Origin of the sequence: Streptomyces sp. NPDC051104 (genome assembly GCF_040682835.1) — a bacterium.
Classification (GTDB): Bacteria; Actinomycetota; Actinomycetes; order Streptomycetales; family Streptomycetaceae; genus Streptomyces; species Streptomyces cynarae.
In genome coordinates, this window is record NZ_JBFBBS010000007.1 from 50,052 (window position 1) to 67,971 (window position 17,920).

A 17,920-nucleotide genomic window follows, 5' to 3' on the forward strand; every position below is an offset into this window, starting at 1 on the left:
AGGGGTGGGGTTCAGTGGCGCGACGGATTTCTGCGCGGCGTGATGACGGCGTTCGGAAGCGTGGGGGCGGGAAGGCGGTTTCCCGCATATCCTTCCACGACGCCGAAGCGGTCCGAGGAGTTCTGCCATTCCTCCCGGGCGTTCGCAATGTCCTCGTGGCTCCGCCCGATGAAATTCCACCACATGACGATCTCCTCCTCGAAGGGAGTTCCGCCGAGCAGCACCGTCCGTGCGATGTCGTCCGACTCGTTCGTCAGCGTCAACGTGTCGATGCCCGGGTGGGCATAGCCCAACTCCGCGCGGTGCAGCAGGACATCGGCGAGGCGGACATCTCCCTGGTCGACGAGGAGGCCGTGCTCGAAGCCGGGGTCCACGGCGAGCGTGACGGTCGCGTGGGGCTCGAGGACGATCTCGGCGCCGAGCAGGGGGCTGAAGGTCCGCACCGGCGAGGTGGCCCCGGTGAGGGAGCCCAGGAACACCCTGATCTCGGCCCCGGCCATTCGTACGGGCTCCGGGACGTGGTGCTGGAAGTCCCGTGCGGTGTCGCGGTGTTCGTCCGGCAGCGCCACCCAGAGCTGAACGCCGTGCAGGACCGTGGTCCGAGGGGTGGAGACCTCCGAGTGGCTGATGCCGTACCCGCCCGTCATGAGGTTCAGCTCGCCCGGCCGTACGAACGCGTGGCTGCCCAGGCTGTCCCGGTGCTCGATCTCTCCGCTGAACAGCCAGCTCACCGTCTGCAGGCCGGTGTGGGGATGCGGGGCGACGTCCATGCCGCCCGTCTCGGAGACGTCGTCGGGCCCGTAGTGGTCCGCGAAGCACCAGGCCCCGATCAGGGTCCGGGCGCGCTGCGGCAGGGTGCGCCGCACGGTCATCGCCCGCGGGCCGCCCAGGGGCACATCCCGCGGGGTCAGTACGTCGACCCGTGGCGTCGTGGCCGGACGCTCGCCGTCCACCGATGCGCCGCACCGCAGCTCCATCGGTTTCGTTTCGACATTGCTCACCGTGGACCGCCTCCAGCCCGCTAATTTGTTCTATATTCAACTACCACGCCCGATCATAGGGCGACGGCACCGCGCACACCAACAGATGAGGGCGCCCTCAGCGGCCCCCGAAGGAGTCCCAGGTTGAGCAGCCACACGACCGGGTCCGCAATCCAGCGGATCTTCATCGACAAGCAGAGCCCCGCCGCCTACCAGGCGCTGGTGCGGACCTCCGAAGCCGTGCGGGCGGTCGCCGCCGAGGCGGGGCTCGACCGGACGCTCGTGGAACTGGTCAATCTGCGTGTGTCGCAGATCAACGGCTGCGCGTACTGCCTCAACGTACACACGAACGCGGCCCTGCGCGCGGGTGAGACCCCACAACGCCTGGGCGTGCTGGCGGCCTGGCGGGACACCGAACTGTTCACGCCCGACGAACGCGCGGCGCTCGCGCTCGCCGAGGCGACCACGGACCCCGCCGACACCACCGCGCAGGAGACCGCGTACGGCACCGCCCGGGAGGTCCTCACCGACGACCAGATCTCCGCCGTGATCTGGGTGGCGGTCACCATCAACGCCTTCAACCGGGTCTCGGTCATGAGCGGGCATCCGGTACGGCACCGGTAGGGGTGGTCGGCGGTCCTCATGGGGCGGCCATCTCAGGACAAGATGACCGCGATCCGAAACCATCACGACGGATGGGGAAGCAAACGAGGCGGCCGAGCGCTGACGCCCCCGTGAGAGCTCCGAGGAAGCTGCTCGATCACCGCCAGGCGTCCTTCCGAGCCGGTCCCGTCGGCTCCCCGTCCCGAAGAAGGTCCCCGTGTCCCAGTCCTCCGGTGCCCGGACCCCGTCCAAGGTCACCAGCGCCGCACCGGCACACGGTGTGCCGGGCTGGCTGATCGCGTTGCTGGCCGTCGCCTCCGGTATGACGGTCGCCAACCTGTACTACGCGCAGCCCCTGCTGTCGTCCCTGCGGGACGTCTTCCACATCAGCACGGCCACCGCGGGCACACTGATCACGGTCACCCAGGTCGGCTATGTGATCGGCATGCTCTTCCTGGTGCCGCTCGGCGACAGACTGGAGAAGCGGGGCCTGATCACCGTCCTCCTGACGGTCACCACCCTCGCCCTGGTGGCGGCCGGCCTCGCGACCGGGTTCCCGATGCTGCTGGCCGCCTCCCTGATCAGCGGTGCCACGTCCGTGGTCGCCCAGATACTGGTCCCGTTCGCCGCGAGCCTCGCCCCGGACCACGCCCGGGGCCGGATCGTCGGCCGGGTGATGAGCGGCCTGCTCACCGGCGTCCTGCTCTCCCGCACCCTCAGCAGCCTGGTCTCCGACGTCGCCGGTTGGCGCGTCGTCTACCTCGGCTCCGCCGTCCTGACGGCCCTCCTGGCCGTGGCCCTGCGGGTCGCACTGCCCAAGCACGCCCCCACCACGAGCGTCCCGTACCACCACGTGCTGCGCTCCACCGCCACACTGGTGCGCAGGCATCCCGCGCTGCTGCGCCGCGGCCTGTACCAGGCGGCGATGTTCGGCGCCTTCAGCGCCTTCTGGACCACCGTCTCCTACGTCCTCACCGGCCCCCGCTTCCACTACTCCCCCGTCGGCGTCGGCATCTTCGCCCTCGTCGGAGCCGCCGGTGCGGCCATCGCCCCGCTGGCCGGGCACTGGGCCGACCACGGGCTGACCCGGCGCGTGAGCGGCGCCGCGTTCGCCGCCGCCGCGCTGGCCTTCGCGCTCGCCGGGTTCGGCGGGCACAGCGTCGCGCTGCTCGCCCTCGCCGCCGTCGTCCTCGACATGGCCGTCCAGACCACCCTGATCCTCGGCCAGCACACGGTCTACCAGCTCGACCCGGACGCCCGGGCGCGTCTGAACAGTGCCTTCATCGCCACCTTCTTCCTCGGCGGCGCCCTCGGCTCCCAGCTCGGCTCGATCGCCTACCGCGCCGGCGGCTGGGGCGCGGTCACCGTCCTCGGTGCGGTCCTGCCGGTCCTGGCACTCCTCTACTGGACCACCGAACACCGCCGTACCGGGCGGACCCCCGACCACGACGCCGAGTGACGGGCGCCGCACGGCCCGAACCGAAGTGCCGCACGGGGGTTCTCCTTCGGACCACACCCCGTGCGCTCCTCGGCAAGACGCTCCCCGGGCCTGCCCTACGGTGAACGGCACCATCCACCGTCAGACCCGCGCTGACGAACGCAACCGCACGCACAGTCGCAGACAGGGGGCGGCATGAGACACCCTCTCCCCGGTACCGCGGACGAGAGGTCGGTCGTCCACAAGACCGAGATCATCGTCTCCGTGGCCGACGAACCGCCGATACCGCTCCCCGCCGAGCTCCGCTACGACATGAGCGACCCGTATGCCGTGCGCCTGTCGCTGGGCGTCCCCGGCGCCCCCTCCGTCGACTGGGTGTTCGCCCGGTCACTCCTCCCGGACGGTCTTCGCCGGTCCGCGGGGATCGGGGAGGTGGTGGTGACCTCGCCGCACCGGTGCCACCCGGACACACTCCGCATCCTGCTCAGGACGCGGACCGGGGCGGCGGTCCTCGAGGTCGGGATCCGGGCGGTCACGGCCTTTCTATCGGCGCCGGCGGCGGACCGCTCTGCGGTTCGCGACCGGGGTGACGGCCTGCCAGGTCGGCTGGGTGGGGCTGCTGTCCGTTCCGGCGCCTGCGCGGCTGCCCGGCATCATCGTGATGATCGCCGCGGAGGTCTCGGTCCCGGTGAGGGCGCAGTCCGCCGGTATGACGCCCTGGCACCCGCATCACATCGCCGAGCGCTATGAACTGTTCACCCTCATCGTGCTCGGTGAGTCCGTCGCGGCCGCCACCACGGCGGTACGGGACGCGTTCGACCGGCAGCACAGCACGTGGGCGCTGTACGCCCTGGCGGCGGGCGGTCTGCTCATGGTCTTCGCCATGTGGTGGCTGTACTTCGCCCGCCCGGCGCACTATCTGCTCGCCACCACGCACCAGGACCACCGCAGGAGATTCACCTGGGCGTACGGCCACTACCTGATCTTCGCCTCGGCGACCGCCTCGGGAGCCGGGCTGGCGGCGGACGCCCAGCTGGTGACGCGGCGCACCGATGTCTCCGCCTCGGCGGCAGGCGCGGCCGTCACCGTCCCGGTGGGGATCTTCCCCCGGCCCGGACCGACCGATGTCCTGGTGAACGTCGAGGTGACCGCCGTCAACCAGGTCGACACGTTCGTCCGCTCCGGCGCCTGGCGGACCCCGGTCCCCTGGCCGTTCGTCGTCGGCCGCGATCTGGTGGGTACGGTGGCCGAAACCTCGCCGGGAGCCCTTGGGTTCGCCGTCGGCGACCGGGTGTGGTGCAACAGCATGGGGCACGCGGGACGCTCCGGCGCCGCGGCCGAACAGGTCGTGGTGCCGGCGGACCGGCTGTACCACCTGCCCGCGGGAGTGGATCCCGGCACCGCCGTCGCGGTGGCGCATCCGGCGGCCACCGCCCACCTGGCGCTGTTCACCCACGGGCGCCTGCGCGCCGGGGAGACCGTGGTCGTGCTGGGCGGAGGGGGGAACGTCGGCAGCGCCCTGACGCTGATGGCCGCCCGGGCGGGCGCCCGCGTCGTCGCCACCGCGAGCGCCCGTGACGCCGGGCGCGTGCGTTCGCTGGGCGCGGCGGAGGTCGTCGACCACCAAGAAACCGACGTGCTCCCGCGTCTGCGGCAGGCATGTCCCGGGGGCGCGGACCTGTTCCTCGACACATCGGCGGCCAACGACCTGGACACCGCCGTGGATCTGCTCGCCCGGCGCGGGCGGATCGTCCCACGGCCCCCTCCCTCCCGTGTCGCCTTCGAGGGTGTTCACCACGCGCAGGGCGTAACCGGCGTCCCTGGCGGCGCGCTCGATGCCGATGAGCAGCGAGGCGGGACCCTACACGGCCGTGCCCAGCGTGACCACGCCGATGGAGCGGGTCCGTCCGGAGGTCGGCGCCCGGGCCGCCCTGTTCATCCGGTAGCCGAGCTCCTCCGCGGCCTCGAGCACACGCCGGCGTACCTCGTCGGAAACGTACCGCTCACCGTTGAAGACCCGGGACACCGTCTTCTGCGACAGCCCGCGAGACGCGCCACGTCCACACTGCGCGGCGCTGCGGGGCCCGCACCCCGTGTTCCCCCTCGCGTCATGGTGCCTCCGATTTCTCCGGCGGCGTGAACCTACTCGGTCGACCGTATGACGGCGCCGTCATGATTGCGCAATCACCTGCACACGGCCGGATCGGACGGATCACTCGGTGCCCCTGCCACGCCCCGCCAGGGTGAACACCCATTTGGGTGACTTGTCACTCACTCCACCGGGGTACGGAGCAAGGAACACTGCCCTGTTCAGCGCCACTGTCGTTTCGTCGCGATCGGATACGAGTGGCAACTTGAGTATGTCCGACACAAACTGAAGCGCGTGGAGCCGTGATCAGATAAGAGTGCGCGACACCGTGGCTTCCGGATTGCTCGGTCCGGGAACTGCCGAGCACGGAAGACACCGGACCGGTCACCCGTGGCCGGTGGTTGTCGGATTTCCTCAAGGAGCTTGAATGGTAGACAAGTCTGCCGAGGCGCTCGTCCTCGGTCAGGACGAACCCGTGATCGCCCGGCGCGGCGGCGCCGGCCCGGCGAGGGACACCGAGAGGAAATTCGCCGAAGTTCTGGCCGAGGTCGTCGACACCGAAAGCGTATCGTCCGACAGTCATTTTTTCGAGGATCTCGGTGCCAATTCATTGGTGATGGCGCAATTCTGCGCACGGGTCAGGAAGCGCCCGGACCTTCCTTCCGTCTCGATGAAGGACATCTACCGGAACCCGACGGTCCGCTCTCTGGCGGCGGCCCTCACGGACGCCGTACCGGCTACCGCCGACTCCCTCATGCCGACGGCACCACCGGCACGGATGCCGGCCCCGGCTCCGGGGAGTACGCCGCGTTATGTCCTCTGCGGCGCACTCCAGTTGCTGTTCTTCCTGGGCTACTCCTTCGTCACCGGACTCGTCGCGGCCAAGGGCTACGACTGGGTCTCCGACGGTCCGGGCGTTGTCGACGTCTATCTCCGCTCGGTCGTCTTCGGCGGCCTCGGTTTCCTGGCCCTGTGCGCGTTCCCGGTCGTCGCCAAATGGGTTCTCATCGGTCGCTGGAAACCGCGTGAGTTCCCCGTCTGGAGCCTGACCTATGTGCGCTTCTGGGTCGTCAAGGCGCTGCTCCACGCCAATCCGATGATTCTCTTCGTCGGGAATCCGCTGTACGTCATGTACCTGCGGGCGCTCGGCGCACGGATCGGCAAGGGCGTAACGATCCTCTCCCGGTCCGTGCCGGTCTGCACCGACCTGCTCACGATCGGCGCCGGATCCGTGATCCGCAAGGACGCCTTCCTCCTCTGCTACCGCGCGCACGCCGGGCGCATCCAGACCGGCCGCATCACCCTCGGCCGGGACGTGTACATCGGCTCGAAGACCGTGCTCGACATCGACACGTCGATGGGCGACGGAGCCCAGCTCGGCCACGCGTCCGCCCTGTACCGCGGCCAGACGGTCCCGGCGGACGAGCGCCATCACGGGTCACCGGCCCAGCGCACGGACGTCGACTACATGAGGGTCGCGCCGACCCGGTGCGGCACGCCGCGCCGGGCCTGGTTCGCTCTGGTCGGCCTGCTCCAACTGTTCCTGCTGTACATTCCGCTGGCGGTCGGCGGTCTGTACATGCTCTTCACCTGGATCCCCGTGCTCGATGACCGGCTGAACCCGGACGACGTGGGCATCCTGACGACGGAGTTCGCCGTCGACACACTGCTGCTGTCACTCGGGCTGTTCTTCGGTTTCGTCGTGGTGGGCCTCGCCGTCCTGTTCTCCGTGCCGCGTCTGCTGCACCTGGCCGTCAAGCCCGACAAGGTGTATCCGCTCTACGGCTTCCACTACGCGGCGTTCCGGGCGATCTCCGGTATGACTAACATCAAGTTCTTCGCCTGGTTGTTCGGGGACAGTTCCTACATCGTCCATTACCTGCTCGGCCTCGGATACGACCTGTCCCGTGTCGAGCAGACCGGGTCGAACTTCGGCACCGAGATGCAGCACGAGACTCCGTACATGGCGACGGTCGGCAGCGGCACCATGGTGGCCGACGGGCTCTCCATCCTCAACGCGGACTTCTCCAGCACGTCCTTCCGAGTGTCCCGCGCGTCGATCGGCGCGCACAACTTCCTCGGAAACAACATCGTGTATCCGGCGGGCGCGAGAACGGGCGACAACTGTCTGCTCGCCACGAAAGTCATGGTCCCGCTCGACGGGGAGGTCCGCGAAGGCGTCGGACTGCTCGGCTCTCCCTGCTTCGAGATTCCGCGGACGGTGGAGCGCGACACCCGGTTCGACCATCTCAGAACCGGCGACGAACTGCGCCACCGGCTGGCCGCGAAGAACCGCTACAACCTCCGCTCGATGGCGCTGTTCCTGTTCCTGCGCTGGCTGCACACCTTTGTGCTCACGGCGTTCGCTCTCGCCTCCGTCGACCTGTACGGAGTGCTGGGTTATGTGGTGATCTCCGGTTATCTGGCGCTCACGCTCGCGTTCACCGCGCTCTATTGGGTTCTGGTGGAGCGCTGCTTCACGTTGTTCCGTCCGCTCAATCCCCGGTTGTGCTCCATCTACGACCCGGAATTCTGGTATCACGAGCGCGTGTGGAAGGTGCCGTCCGCACACCTCAACGTCTTCAACGGAACCCCCTTCAAGAACCTGATCTGGCGGCTGCTGGGCGTCCGTATCGGCCGCAGGGTCTTCGATGACGGCCTTTATGCAACAGAGCGGACGCTCACCGCCATCGGCGACGACTGCACGCTCAATGCCGGCTCCAAGGTCCAGTGTCATTCGCAGGAGGACGGCACGTTCAAGTCCGACCACTCCGCGCTCGGCGTCGGCTGCACCCTCGGGGTCGGCGCCCATGTGCACTACGGCGTGACGTTGGGCGACGGCGCCGTCCTGGCTCCCGACTCCTTCCTCATGAAGGGCGAGGAAGTCCCCCCGAACGCCCTGTGGGGCGGAAACCCCGCCGTCGAGTTGTCCCATGCGCCGGGCGACGGCAGCGGATCGACGACGGCGACAGATACGCCCTCGGTGAACGGCGCCGCCACGACGGCGATTTGAGGAACTTCAGGAAGACCGATCGATGGGAGCGCTCGTGGATGCGGACCGGGAGTACTGGCGCGGCGTGCTGACCGCCGGCGGTTTCACCGCGGTACCCCGCTGGGTGCGGGAGCCGGTGGCGGGTGCGGCCGAGCAGGAGACGGTGCTGCCGGACGACATCGCCGCAGCGGTGCGCGGGCTGGCGGACGTGCTGCGGGTGCCGGTGAGTTCGGTGCTGCTCGCGGCGCACGCCAAGGTGCTGGCCGCGCTGTCGGGTGAGCGCGAGGTGGTGACGGGCTACGCCGCCGGGGCTGCGGGCGGGCCGCTGCCGTGCCGTCTGACGGTCGCCCCCGGGTCGTGGCGAGAACTGGTGCTCGGCGCTCACCGCGTCGAGGCCGAGGTGCTGGCACACCGGGACTTCCCGGTGGACGCGCTGTGCCGGGAGCTGGGGCTCTCCGAGCCGTCGTACGAGGTCGTGTTCGACGCCACGGGCGGCGGTCAGGGGTCGGCCGACGACGCGGTGCTGGGCGTGGGCTTCAGTGACCGGGGCGGACGGCCGGTGGTGCGGGTGCGGTACCGCACGGACGTCCTGGACGCCGAGGCGGCGGCCCGGATCGGCGGCTACCACCTGACCGCGCTGCGGCTGATCGCAGCCGACCCGGACGCCGGGCACGCGCGGCAGAGCCTGCTGTCGGCGGAGGAGATGCTGTACCAGCTCGAAGGACTGGCCGGACCGCACCGGGCCCTGCCCGACATCCGGGCGCACGAGCTGTTCGAGCAGCGGGTACGGGCCCACCCGGAGGCGGTGGCCGCGGTGCACGGCGACCGGCAGTGGACGTACGCGGAGCTGAACGCGCGCGCGAACCGGCTCGCACGGGCCCTTCTGGCTCGTGGACTCGGCCGGGAGGACGTCGTGGCGGTGGTCACCGAACGCGATCTCGACTGGCTCGCGTCGGTGTTGGCGGTGTTCAAGGCCGGAGGCGCCTACCTGCCCATCGAGCCGCACTTCCCGGCGGGCCGTATCGGGACGACGCTGTCGCGCGCCGGGTGCCGGCTGGTACTCACCGAGTCCGGCAGCACCCACAGCCTCGACCAGGCCCTCGCCACACTGCCGGGCGTCGAGAGGCTGCTGGTCGAGACGGCGTACGCGGAGCAGCACGCCGAGGACGACCTCGGCGTGCAGGTGAGTGCCGGCCAGCTCGCGTACATCTACTTCACCTCCGGCTCCACCGGCGAGCCCAAGGGGGCGATGTGCGAGCACGCGGGCATGCTCAACCACCTCCACGCCAAGATCGAGGATCTGGGGATCGGCCAGGGGCGGGTGGTGGCGCAGACGGCCCCGCAGTGCTTCGACATCTCGCTGTGGCAGTTGCTGTCCGCGCTGCTGGTCGGCGGGCGGACGCTGCTGGTCGAGCAGGACGTGGTCGTGGATGTGGAGCGGTTCGTCGACACCTTGGTCCGCGGCCGGGTCGGGGTGGTCCAGGTCGTGCCCTCCTATCTTGAGGTGGTGGTGTCGTATCTGGAGCGGCATCCCCGCGAGCTGCCGGACCTGACGTGTGTGTCGGTGACCGGTGAGGCCCTGAAACGGGAGCTGGTGCAGCGCTGGTTCGCGATCCAGCCGGGCATCGAACTGCTCAACGCCTACGGGCTGACCGAGACCTCGGACGACACCAACCACGAGGTCCTCCACCGGGTGCCCGAACGGGTACTGCTCGGGCGTCCGGTCAGCAACGTGCGCGTCTACGTCGTCGACGAGCATCTGTCGCTGGTGCCGCTGGGCGCCCCCGGGGTGATCGCGTTCTCCGGGGTGTGCGTGGGGCGGGGGTACGTCAACGATCCCGAGCGGACCCGCCAGGCGTACCTGCGGGATCCGTACCGGCCCGGCGAGCGCCTCTACCTCGGAGGTGACTGGGGGCGCTGGCATCCCGACGGCAAGCTGGAGTTCCTGGGCCGCCGGGACAACCAGGTCAAGATCCGCGGTTTCCGCATCGAGATCGGCGAGATCGAGAACACGCTGCTACGGGTGTCAGGGGTGCGCGACGGAGCCGTGGTCACCGCCGAACTGGCCGGTGGCAGCACGCACCTGATCGCCTTCTACACCGGCCGGCGCCAGGAGACGGAGGCGCTGCGCGAGGCTCTGGGCGCTGTCCTGCCCGCCTACATGGTCCCGACGGCCTTCCACTGGCAGGAGAGCCTGCCGCTGACCGCCAACGGCAAGATCGACCGGAAGGCCCTGACCGCGCTCGCGGAACGGACCGAGCCGGCCGCGGACGCCGACCGGGCCGGGGAGGAGGACCGTGCCCCGCGCACCCCGACCGAGCGGAAGCTGGCGGCGACCTGGGCGGAGCTGCTGGGCGTCCCCGAGCACCGGATCGGCCGGCAGGACCACTTCTTCGACTCCGGCGGAACCTCCCTGTCGGCGGTCAAGCTCACCATCGCCCTGGACCGCGCGGTGTCCCTGAAGGACATCACCCGGCACCCGGTGCTCGCCGACCTCGCCGCCCTCCTCGACGGCGCCGCCCCCCAGCGCCCGGAGCTGCTGCAGCCGCTGTCGCAGCCGGACGGTGTGCCGCAGTGCGCCCTGGTCTGCTTCCCGTACGCGGGCGGCAACGCGGTCAACTTCCGTCCGATGGCCGGGGCCCTGGCGGACGGCGGGCCCACGGTGTACGCCGTCGAACTGCCCGGTCACGACCTGGCCGCCACCAGTGAGCCGTTCGCGCCGATCGCCCAGGTGGCCGAGCACGTCGTCGCCGAGCTCGCCGGGCGTGGTCTGACCAGGGTCATGCTCTGGGGCCACTCCTCGGGCACCGCACTGGCGCTGGAGACGGCGAGGAGACTGCGCGAGCGCGGAGTGGACGTGCCACGGGTGTTCCTCGGTGCCCAGCTGCTCGGCACCGCGGCCGAGCGGCGCGCCGCCGTCACCGAGCTGACGGGGCGCAGCAACGCGGAGATCGCCGCCGGGCTGAGCGCGGACAGCGGCTACACCGAACTGGGTGAGCTGAGCGCACAGCACGCCGAGCACGTCGGCGCCGCCTACCGGCACGACTGCATCGGTGCGCACCACTACTTCGCCGACGCGCTGGAAGCCCCGCCCGCAGTGCGGCTGTCCGCGCCCGTCACCGTGGTCGTCGCCGCCGACGACCCGAACACGGCGGGTTACCGCGACCGGTACCGCGACTGGCAGCTGCTGGCCGAACACGTGGAGCTGCAGGAACTGCCCGACGGCGGCCACTACTTCCCGCGCACCCGCCCGGAGGCAGCGGCACGCGCCGTTCTGGGCGCTACCGAACTGCTGTCCTCCTCGTGATCACGAGTCCCTGTCTCTCCGTGAGCCTCTACCTCCCCTGTCAGCCCCTGCCTCCCCGTCAGCCTCCGTGCGGAGCCACCGAAAGGAAGAACAGAGATGTCGTCATCGTCCCTGGCCTCACTGCCCGAAGTGGCACTGCAGCCGGGCAAACCGCCGATCCTGCGCATCGAGGCCCCCGGTGACGCGGTGAGCTGGGCGGCCGAGAACCGGGAAGCGCTGCGTGCGCGGGTCGCCGAGCACGGCGCACTGCTCGTCCGCGGCCTGGGGCTGAAGGAGACGGAGCAGGTCGGCGCCGTCTTCACCGCGCTGGCCGGGGGGCTGATGACGGAGCGGGAGGCCTTCGCTCCCCGGCAGACTCACGGACCCCGGCTGTACTCCTCCGCGACCTGGCCGGCCAACCAGCCGATGTGCATGCACCACGAGCTCAGCTACACCCTGGAGTGCCCCGGCCTGATGCTGTTCGCGTGCCTGACCGCGCCCGATCAGGGCGGGGCGACCGCGGTGTCCGACGCGGAAGAGGTACTGCGGGCGCTGCCCGCCGAGATCAGCGAGCGGTTCGAGCGTGAGGGCTGGCTGCTGACCCGCAGCTACAACGACGAGATCGGGGCGTCCCTGACGGAGTCGTTCGGCACCGACGACCGGGCGGCCATCGAGCGTTACTGCCGCGAGAACGCCATCGACACCGACTGGCTGCCCGACGGCTCGCTGCGCACCCGGCAGCGGCGCGCCGCCGTGGTGCGGCACCCGGTCACCGGACGGCGCTGCTGGTTCAACCAGATCGCCTTCCTCAACGAATGGACGCTCGCGCCGGAGGTGCGCGAGTACCTGGTGGACGAGTACGGGGAGGACGGGCTGCCGTTCAACACCCGCTTGGGAGACGGCAGTCCCATCGGAGAGGACATCGTCGCCCTGCTCAACACCACCTATGAGCAGCACACGCGTCGCGAGCCCTGGCAGGCGGGCGACGTGATGCTGGTCGACAACATCCGTACCGCACACAGCAGGGAGGCCTACACCGGGGACCGTCAGGTGCTGGTGGCCATGGCCGAGCCGCGCCGCCTGGCCGACTGCTGCCCGAGCCCGGAGGTGACCCGGCGATGACCGTTCTGTCGTCCCCCGCCGCCCAGCCCACGCCCGACCACACGGCAGCGCCCACCTTCGCGGTGATCCCCGGCGCGCAGGTGCGGCAGGCACTCGACGGGCGCGAACAGCAGGTCGTGGACCTGGTCGAGGCCACCTACCGGCTGCACGGCGCCGGGGACTCGGTCAATCCCCCGTCGTACTTCCTGCGCTTCCCCGACCGCCCGTCCTCCCGGATCATCGCGCTGCCGGCCTCCATCGGCGGACCGAACCGTGTGGACGGCATGAAGTGGATCTCCAGCTTCCCGGCCAACGTCTCGTCCGGACTGCCCCGGGCCTCCGCGGTGCTCATCCTCAACGACCACGAGACCGGCTACCCGTTCGCCTGCCTGGAGAGTTCCATCATCAGCGCCACCAGGACCGCGGCGTCCGCGGCGCTGGCGGCCGACCGGCTCAGCCGCGGCCGGTCCCGCCCGAGGCGGGTCGGCTTCTTCGGCACCGGCCTGATCGCCCGCTACATCCACACCTTCCTGGCGGGCACCGGCTGGATTTTCGACACGATCGGCCTGCACGACCTGTCCGCCGGCAGCACGGCCGGCTTCCGCGGTTACCTGGAGCAGGCGGACGCGACCGGCGAGGTCACGGTCCACGACAGCGCCGAGGCGCTGATCCGCTCCAGCGACCTGGTCGTCTTCGCCACCGTCGCCGGTAAGCCCCACGTCACCGATCCGGCCTGGTTCTCGCACCACCCCCTGGTGCTGCACGTGTCCCTGCGTGACCTCGCCCCCGAGGTCCTGCTCGCGTCCGCCAACGTCGTCGATGACGTCGAGCACTGTCTGAAAGCCGACACCTCCCCCCATCTGACCGAGCAGCTCACGGGCGGCCGCGACTTCCTCGACGGCACCCTCGACGACGTCATGTCCGGACGGGTGACCCTGCCGGACGACCGGACGGTGATCTTCTCGCCGTTCGGACTCGGCGTCCTCGACCTCGCCGTCGGCAAGTACGTCTACGACGAAGTGGCGCGCTCCGGACACCTCCACCTCATCGACCACTTCTTCCACGATCTGCGCCGCTACGGCTGAAGGCATCCCTCAGCCCTGGCATCAGGAGGCCACCGTGCCTGTCATCTCCGCTCCCCATGCCTTCAACGAGAGCCAGCTGTACGTCGACCTGCGGTCGATCTTCGGCCGCCCCCTCTATCTGAAGTGCGAGGGCTTCAACTTCGCCGGTTCGATCAAGCTGAAGGCCGCGACCGAGATGGTGGAAGCCGCCGAGAGGGACGGCCTCCTGACGCCGGATTCGATATTGGTCGAGTCCTCGTCGGGGAACCTGGGCGTGGCGCTCAGCATGATCGCCGCGAGCAAGGGCTACCGGTTTCTGTGTGTGACGGACTCCCGTTGCAACCTGTCGACCAGGCTGCTGATGGAAGCCCTGGGCAGCAAGGTGCACATCATCTCCGACCTGGACGCCAACGGCGGGTTCCTCGGCGCGCGGATCGAGTACGTCCGCGCGCTGTGCGACACCGACGACCGGTACGTGTGGCTCAGCCAGTACACCAACCCGGGCAACTGGCGCGCGCACTACCGCACGACGGCTCCGGAGATCGCGTCCCAGTTCCCGCGCCTCGACGTGCTGTTCGTCGGGGCGGGCACCACCGGGACGCTGATGGGTTGCGCGCGCTACTTCCGCCAGTGGCACCGGCCGGTGCACATCGTCGCGGTGGACGCCGTGGGATCGGTGGCCTTCGGCGGCGAGCCGGGCCGCCGGATGATCCCCGGCCTCGGCATGAGCATGCGCCCGCCGCTGCTCGACGAGTCGTACGTCGACGAGGTGATCCGGGTCGAGGAGGCGGACACCATCCGTGCCTGCCACCGGCTGGCCCGGCGCGGGTTCCTCTTCGGCGGCTCCACCGGGACGGTGGTCAGCGGCGCCTTGGACTGGCTGTCCCGGCACGACACCCGGGACCTCACCGCGGTCGCCGTCGCTCCGGACCTCGGCGAGCGCTATCTCGACACGATCTACCAGGCCAACTGGCTGCACGACCTGTATGGGGAACACATACTCGACTCCGAGGAGATGGCGACCGGTTCCCGCAAGAGACCGGAGACCATGACACGGACGACGGGCCGCCGGCCGAAGTCGTAGCACGGCGCGTCAGCGGCGCCCGCCGCCCCGGTGGGACTGCCGGCGCCGCTGCCGGTCCGGGGGGTCATGCAGCCCGCCCCCGGACGGCAGGCAGAAAGGCCCCGGGGCCGGTGTTCAGTCTTAGGCGCCGGCGCCCACCGGTTCCCGCGTCCTCAGGTGGTAGACGCGGAAGGCCCGCCCGATGACCGGCTGGGCGACATTGCGCACCTTGACACCGCCGGTGGTCATGCCGTGTTCCGTGCCGGCGTGCGCGTGCCCGTGCACCGCGAGGTCCGCGCCGGCCGTGTCGATCGCCTCGGCCAGCAGATAGGTCCCGAGGAAGGGATAGATCTCCAGGGGTTCGCCGGCCAGGGTCTCCGGCACGGGCGAATAGTGGGTGAGGGCGATCCGGGCGTCGCACCCCTGCCCGTCCAGCTCCTCCAGGGCCTTGCGCAGGGCGTCGGCCGAGCGGCGCGAGGTCCGCACGAACTCCTTCATCAGCGGCTCGCCGAACTCCCCGGCGCTGCGGCCGACGAATCCGCCGCAGAACCCCTTGGTGCCGGCCACGCCGACGCGGGAGCCCCCGGCCTCCACGACGGTTCCCTCTCCCTCGAGCACCTGCGCCCCGGCGCCCCGGAGGATGGCGGTGACCTCGTCCGGGCGCTCGTCGTGGTGGTCGTGGTTGCCGAGCACCGCCACCACCGGGACCGCGAGGTCCTGGATCTCGCGGGCCACCACGCGGGCCTCCTCCGGCGTGCCGTGGCGGGTGAGGTCCCCGGCCAGCAACAGCAGGTCCGCGCACTCGGGCAGGGACTCGAACGCCGGCCGCAGCACTCCCTGGCTGTCGGCTCCCATGTGGATGTCCCCGACGGCTGCCACGCGGATCATGTGAGCTCCTCCGCATGGTCGGGGGACGAGGTGTCCGCGACGACGATGTCGTAGTGGACCGGGATGCCGGCCAGTTCCTCGCGGACCATGCCGAGGATTTCGTCACGGCACTGGGCGGAGGCGACCGTGCCGGTCAGCAGCACCGCCTCGCCGCGCACCTCGACCCGGACCCCCAGCTCACCGGGGTGCCCCCCGGCCAGGTGCTCCAGGAGGTGGGCGACGCGGTACTCCGTGTTCAGAGCGGGTGCGGCACCGGATGGTGCCTGCTCTCCGCCGTGCTGGGTCATGGTGCCTCCTTGCGCGGGGCGATGACGTTCAGGCGTTCGAGGAGGAAGAAGAAGGCGGCGGGCATGGGTTCGTCACCGCAGTCCTGCCGCACCCGCTCCCAGTCGACCTTCTCGCGCAGCGCGCGGGCGACGGGCAGCACCGCGCCGAAGTCGCAGTGGTGCTCGGAGAAGGCGGCGATCAGACTCCACAGCAGGTCGGTGGGGGCCAGCACGGGCATGCGCACCGAGGCGACGGAGAGCTCCTGTGCCCGGGAGAGCATGTCCGTGGTGACGGGCCGGTGCGCCAGCTCGAAGATGACGTCGATGTCCTGGTCGAAGCACTTGGCCTTGAGCAGCCAGTCCTCCGGCGGCCGGTAGACGGTCAGACCGGCTTCGCTCAGCGTGTCCGCCACCGCTTCGGCGTCCTCGGGCCGCACGCAGAAGTCGGCGTCGTGCTGCAGGTTCTGGCTGCCGCCGTGGGCGTAGACGGCCACGCTTCCGGCCAGCGCGAACGTGTGCCCCTTGCTCTTGAGCACGGCGCCGACCCGTTTGGTCGCCTCGAGGATCGCCTGGTGGCGGTCGTGCGGCAGTTGCCGCTCCCCCGGTTCGGGGCCGGATCGTTCGGAATTCGTCGTCGCCGGACGCAGTTCACGCACCTCCGATCGTCGGGCAGGGGTCGCGTGATCCCCGTGCTGTGTCATGGCCACTCCATTGCCGTCCCGGGCAGTGCCCGGTGCCGTCGCTCCCGGGCAGCCCTTCCGTGCCCGTCTGAGTACCCGGTCCTCCCTTCTCGACACAGAGCCGTCCGCGCCACCCTCCGCCGGGCTTTGGGCCGAAGGGGTCACAGCCGGACGATGACCAGGGCGATGTCGTCGCGGGCCCCGCCGGCCACGCCCAACCGGGCCAGCAGTGCGTCGGCGAGGCGTTCCGGGCTCAGGGAGCACTGGCGGCACAGGACGTCCTTCAGGCGGTTCAGGCCCGCTTCTATGCTCTCGGCGCGGCGTTCGATCAGCCCGTCGGTGTAGAGGACGAGCGTGTCACCGGGGATGTAGGTCTGGCCGGCCTGCGGCCGGGGCACATGCTGGGGCCGGGCGCCCAGCGGTGGGTCGGTGGCTCGGTCCAGCAGCTCGCAACTGCCGTCCTGATGGACCAGAACCGGCGGCGGGTGACCCGCGCTGCTGTAGATGAGCAGCTGGCTGCGGGGCTCCACCATCACCTTGACGGCGGTGGTGTTGAGCGCGCCCTCGACGGAGCGGGCGTACAGGCCCAGCACCTCCAGGGCCTGGGCGGGCCGCTCCAGGGCACGGGTGGCCGCGCTGAGCGCGCTGCGGAGCATGCCCATGACGGCGGCGGCCTCCAGGCCGTGGCCGACGACGTCGCCGACGGCCACCGCGAAGCGGTCGTCGGGCAGGTCGACCAGGTCGTACCAGTCGCCGCACACGTTCAGTGATCCGGTGGCGGGCAGGTAGCGCACGGCGACGTTCTCGTGGTGGGCGAGGTCGGGGGACTGGAGCATGGCCTCCTGCAGGGTGAGTGCCACCACGCGCTCCCGCCGGTGCGCCTGGCGCAGCTCCTCGTTCAGCCGCTGCAGCTCGCGCGCCCGCGCGTACAGCTCGGCCTCCAGCGCCTCGCGCTCGGTGAGCTTGCCCGACATCCGCCAGTGCCCCACGCCGTGGGTCTGGACGTACCCGGTCACGTCCTCCACCCGGAGGATGATCGAGCCCACGCTGCCGTCCGACCGGAGGATCGGCGTATTGATCGGGGACCACCACCGCTCCTCGAAGATCCCGGGGCGGCCCATGATCGGGATGTCGTACTTCTGCAGCGCCATGGTGTCGGGCTGTCTGGTGATCAGGACCCGGTGCAGCGAGGCGTTCAGGTTCCGCACCCCCTCGGCGGCGGGGTCGCTCGGGTTGTCGGGGAAGGCGTCGAAGACGTGCCGCCCGATCAGGTCCTCGCGGGTCCGCCTGGTCGCGTCCAGGTATGCCTGGTTCACCTCCACGATGACCAGGTCGGTTCCCAGCACCAGGTAGGGGCTCGGTGTGGCGGCGAACAGGGCCGCGTAGTCGATGTCCGGCATCGTCACCGTCTCCCTTCCCGCCCCTCCCCCTGGTGCCCGCTCCTTCACGCTACGGTCATGGCAGGCCGGA

12 protein-coding genes and 4 pseudogenes are annotated in these 17,920 nt (G+C 70.4%); 10 read left to right on the forward strand and 6 right to left on the reverse strand.

Going from position 1 to position 17,920, the window contains the following annotated elements; all coding sequences use genetic code 11:
* Positions 1 to 11 precede the first annotated feature (11 nt).
* Positions 12 to 1,001, reverse strand: coding sequence for a pirin family protein (locus AB0N14_RS12900; protein WP_366025699.1), 990 nt, complete (start codon positions 999 to 1,001; stop codon positions 12 to 14).
* Positions 1,002 to 1,124: 123 nt separating this feature from the next.
* Between AB0N14_RS12900 and AB0N14_RS12905 the strand changes: the two genes are divergently transcribed.
* From AB0N14_RS12905 to AB0N14_RS12925, 5 genes and pseudogenes are all read left to right on the forward strand, one after another.
* Complete coding sequence (locus AB0N14_RS12905; RefSeq protein WP_366025700.1) at positions 1,125 to 1,604, forward strand: carboxymuconolactone decarboxylase family protein; 480 nt, start codon at positions 1,125 to 1,127, stop codon at positions 1,602 to 1,604.
* A 196-nt stretch (positions 1,605 to 1,800) separates the two neighbouring features.
* Positions 1,801 to 3,042 carry an MFS transporter gene (locus AB0N14_RS12910; RefSeq protein WP_366025701.1) on the forward strand — a complete coding sequence of 414 codons (1,242 nt, stop codon included), beginning with the start codon at positions 1,801 to 1,803 and terminating at the stop codon, positions 3,040 to 3,042.
* 174 nt (positions 3,043 to 3,216) lie between these two features.
* Positions 3,217 to 3,561: pseudogene (locus AB0N14_RS12915) on the forward strand (SsgA family sporulation/cell division regulator); the annotation flags it as partial.
* Positions 3,562 to 3,583: 22 nt separating this feature from the next.
* Positions 3,584 to 4,114 (forward strand): annotated as a pseudogene (locus AB0N14_RS12920) (low temperature requirement protein A); the annotation flags it as partial.
* A 12-nt stretch (positions 4,115 to 4,126) separates the two neighbouring features.
* A pseudogene (locus AB0N14_RS12925) lies at positions 4,127 to 4,774 on the forward strand (zinc-binding dehydrogenase); the annotation flags it as partial.
* A gap of 21 nt (positions 4,775 to 4,795) precedes the next feature.
* Here AB0N14_RS12925 and AB0N14_RS12930 read toward each other — a convergent pair.
* Positions 4,796 to 5,085, reverse strand: a pseudogene (locus tag AB0N14_RS12930) (LacI family DNA-binding transcriptional regulator); the annotation flags it as partial.
* 452 nt (positions 5,086 to 5,537) lie between these two features.
* Here AB0N14_RS12930 and AB0N14_RS12935 point away from each other — a divergent pair.
* From AB0N14_RS12935 to sbnA, 5 genes are all read left to right on the forward strand, one after another.
* On the forward strand, positions 5,538 to 8,123 hold the full coding sequence (locus AB0N14_RS12935) for a Pls/PosA family non-ribosomal peptide synthetase (RefSeq protein ID WP_366025702.1): 2,586 nt from the start codon (positions 5,538 to 5,540) through the stop codon (positions 8,121 to 8,123).
* Positions 8,124 to 8,145: 22 nt separating this feature from the next.
* Positions 8,146 to 11,409: an amino acid adenylation domain-containing protein gene (locus AB0N14_RS12940; RefSeq protein ID WP_366025703.1), complete on the forward strand. Its 3,264-nt coding sequence runs from the start codon at positions 8,146 to 8,148 to the stop codon at positions 11,407 to 11,409.
* Positions 11,410 to 11,505: 96 nt separating this feature from the next.
* On the forward strand, positions 11,506 to 12,510 hold the full coding sequence (locus AB0N14_RS12945; RefSeq protein ID WP_366025704.1) for a TauD/TfdA family dioxygenase: 1,005 nt from the start codon (positions 11,506 to 11,508) through the stop codon (positions 12,508 to 12,510).
* On the forward strand, positions 12,507 to 13,574 hold the full coding sequence (gene sbnB / locus AB0N14_RS12950; RefSeq protein WP_366025705.1) for a 2,3-diaminopropionate biosynthesis protein SbnB: 1,068 nt from the start codon (positions 12,507 to 12,509) through the stop codon (positions 13,572 to 13,574). Before AB0N14_RS12945 ends, sbnB begins: the two co-directional genes overlap by 4 nt.
* Before the next feature lie 34 nt (positions 13,575 to 13,608).
* Positions 13,609 to 14,637 carry a 2,3-diaminopropionate biosynthesis protein SbnA gene (gene sbnA / locus AB0N14_RS12955; RefSeq protein WP_366025706.1) on the forward strand — a complete coding sequence of 343 codons (1,029 nt, stop codon included), beginning with the start codon at positions 13,609 to 13,611 and terminating at the stop codon, positions 14,635 to 14,637.
* 120 nt (positions 14,638 to 14,757) lie between these two features.
* On the opposite strand, the gene AB0N14_RS12960 is transcribed toward sbnA, so the two are convergent.
* The 4 genes from AB0N14_RS12960 to AB0N14_RS12975 all read right to left on the reverse strand — a co-directional run bounded on the left by AB0N14_RS12960 (position 14,758) and on the right by AB0N14_RS12975 (position 17,850).
* The gene (locus AB0N14_RS12960; protein ID WP_366025707.1) at positions 14,758 to 15,504 is read right to left on the reverse strand and encodes a metallophosphoesterase; all 747 of its coding nucleotides are present in this window, start codon (positions 15,502 to 15,504) and stop codon (positions 14,758 to 14,760) included.
* Entirely contained in the window at positions 15,501 to 15,791 is a 291-nt protein-coding gene (locus AB0N14_RS12965) for a BON domain-containing protein (RefSeq protein ID WP_103841768.1), read from the reverse strand. Before AB0N14_RS12965 ends, AB0N14_RS12960 begins: the two co-directional genes overlap by 4 nt.
* The gene (locus tag AB0N14_RS12970; protein WP_366025708.1) at positions 15,788 to 16,471 is read right to left on the reverse strand and encodes a hypothetical protein; all 684 of its coding nucleotides are present in this window, start codon (positions 16,469 to 16,471) and stop codon (positions 15,788 to 15,790) included. Before AB0N14_RS12970 ends, AB0N14_RS12965 begins: the two co-directional genes overlap by 4 nt.
* A 140-nt stretch (positions 16,472 to 16,611) precedes the next feature.
* Positions 16,612 to 17,850, reverse strand: coding sequence for a SpoIIE family protein phosphatase (locus AB0N14_RS12975; protein ID WP_366025709.1), 1,239 nt, complete (start codon positions 17,848 to 17,850; stop codon positions 16,612 to 16,614).
* Positions 17,851 to 17,920 lie beyond the last annotated feature (70 nt).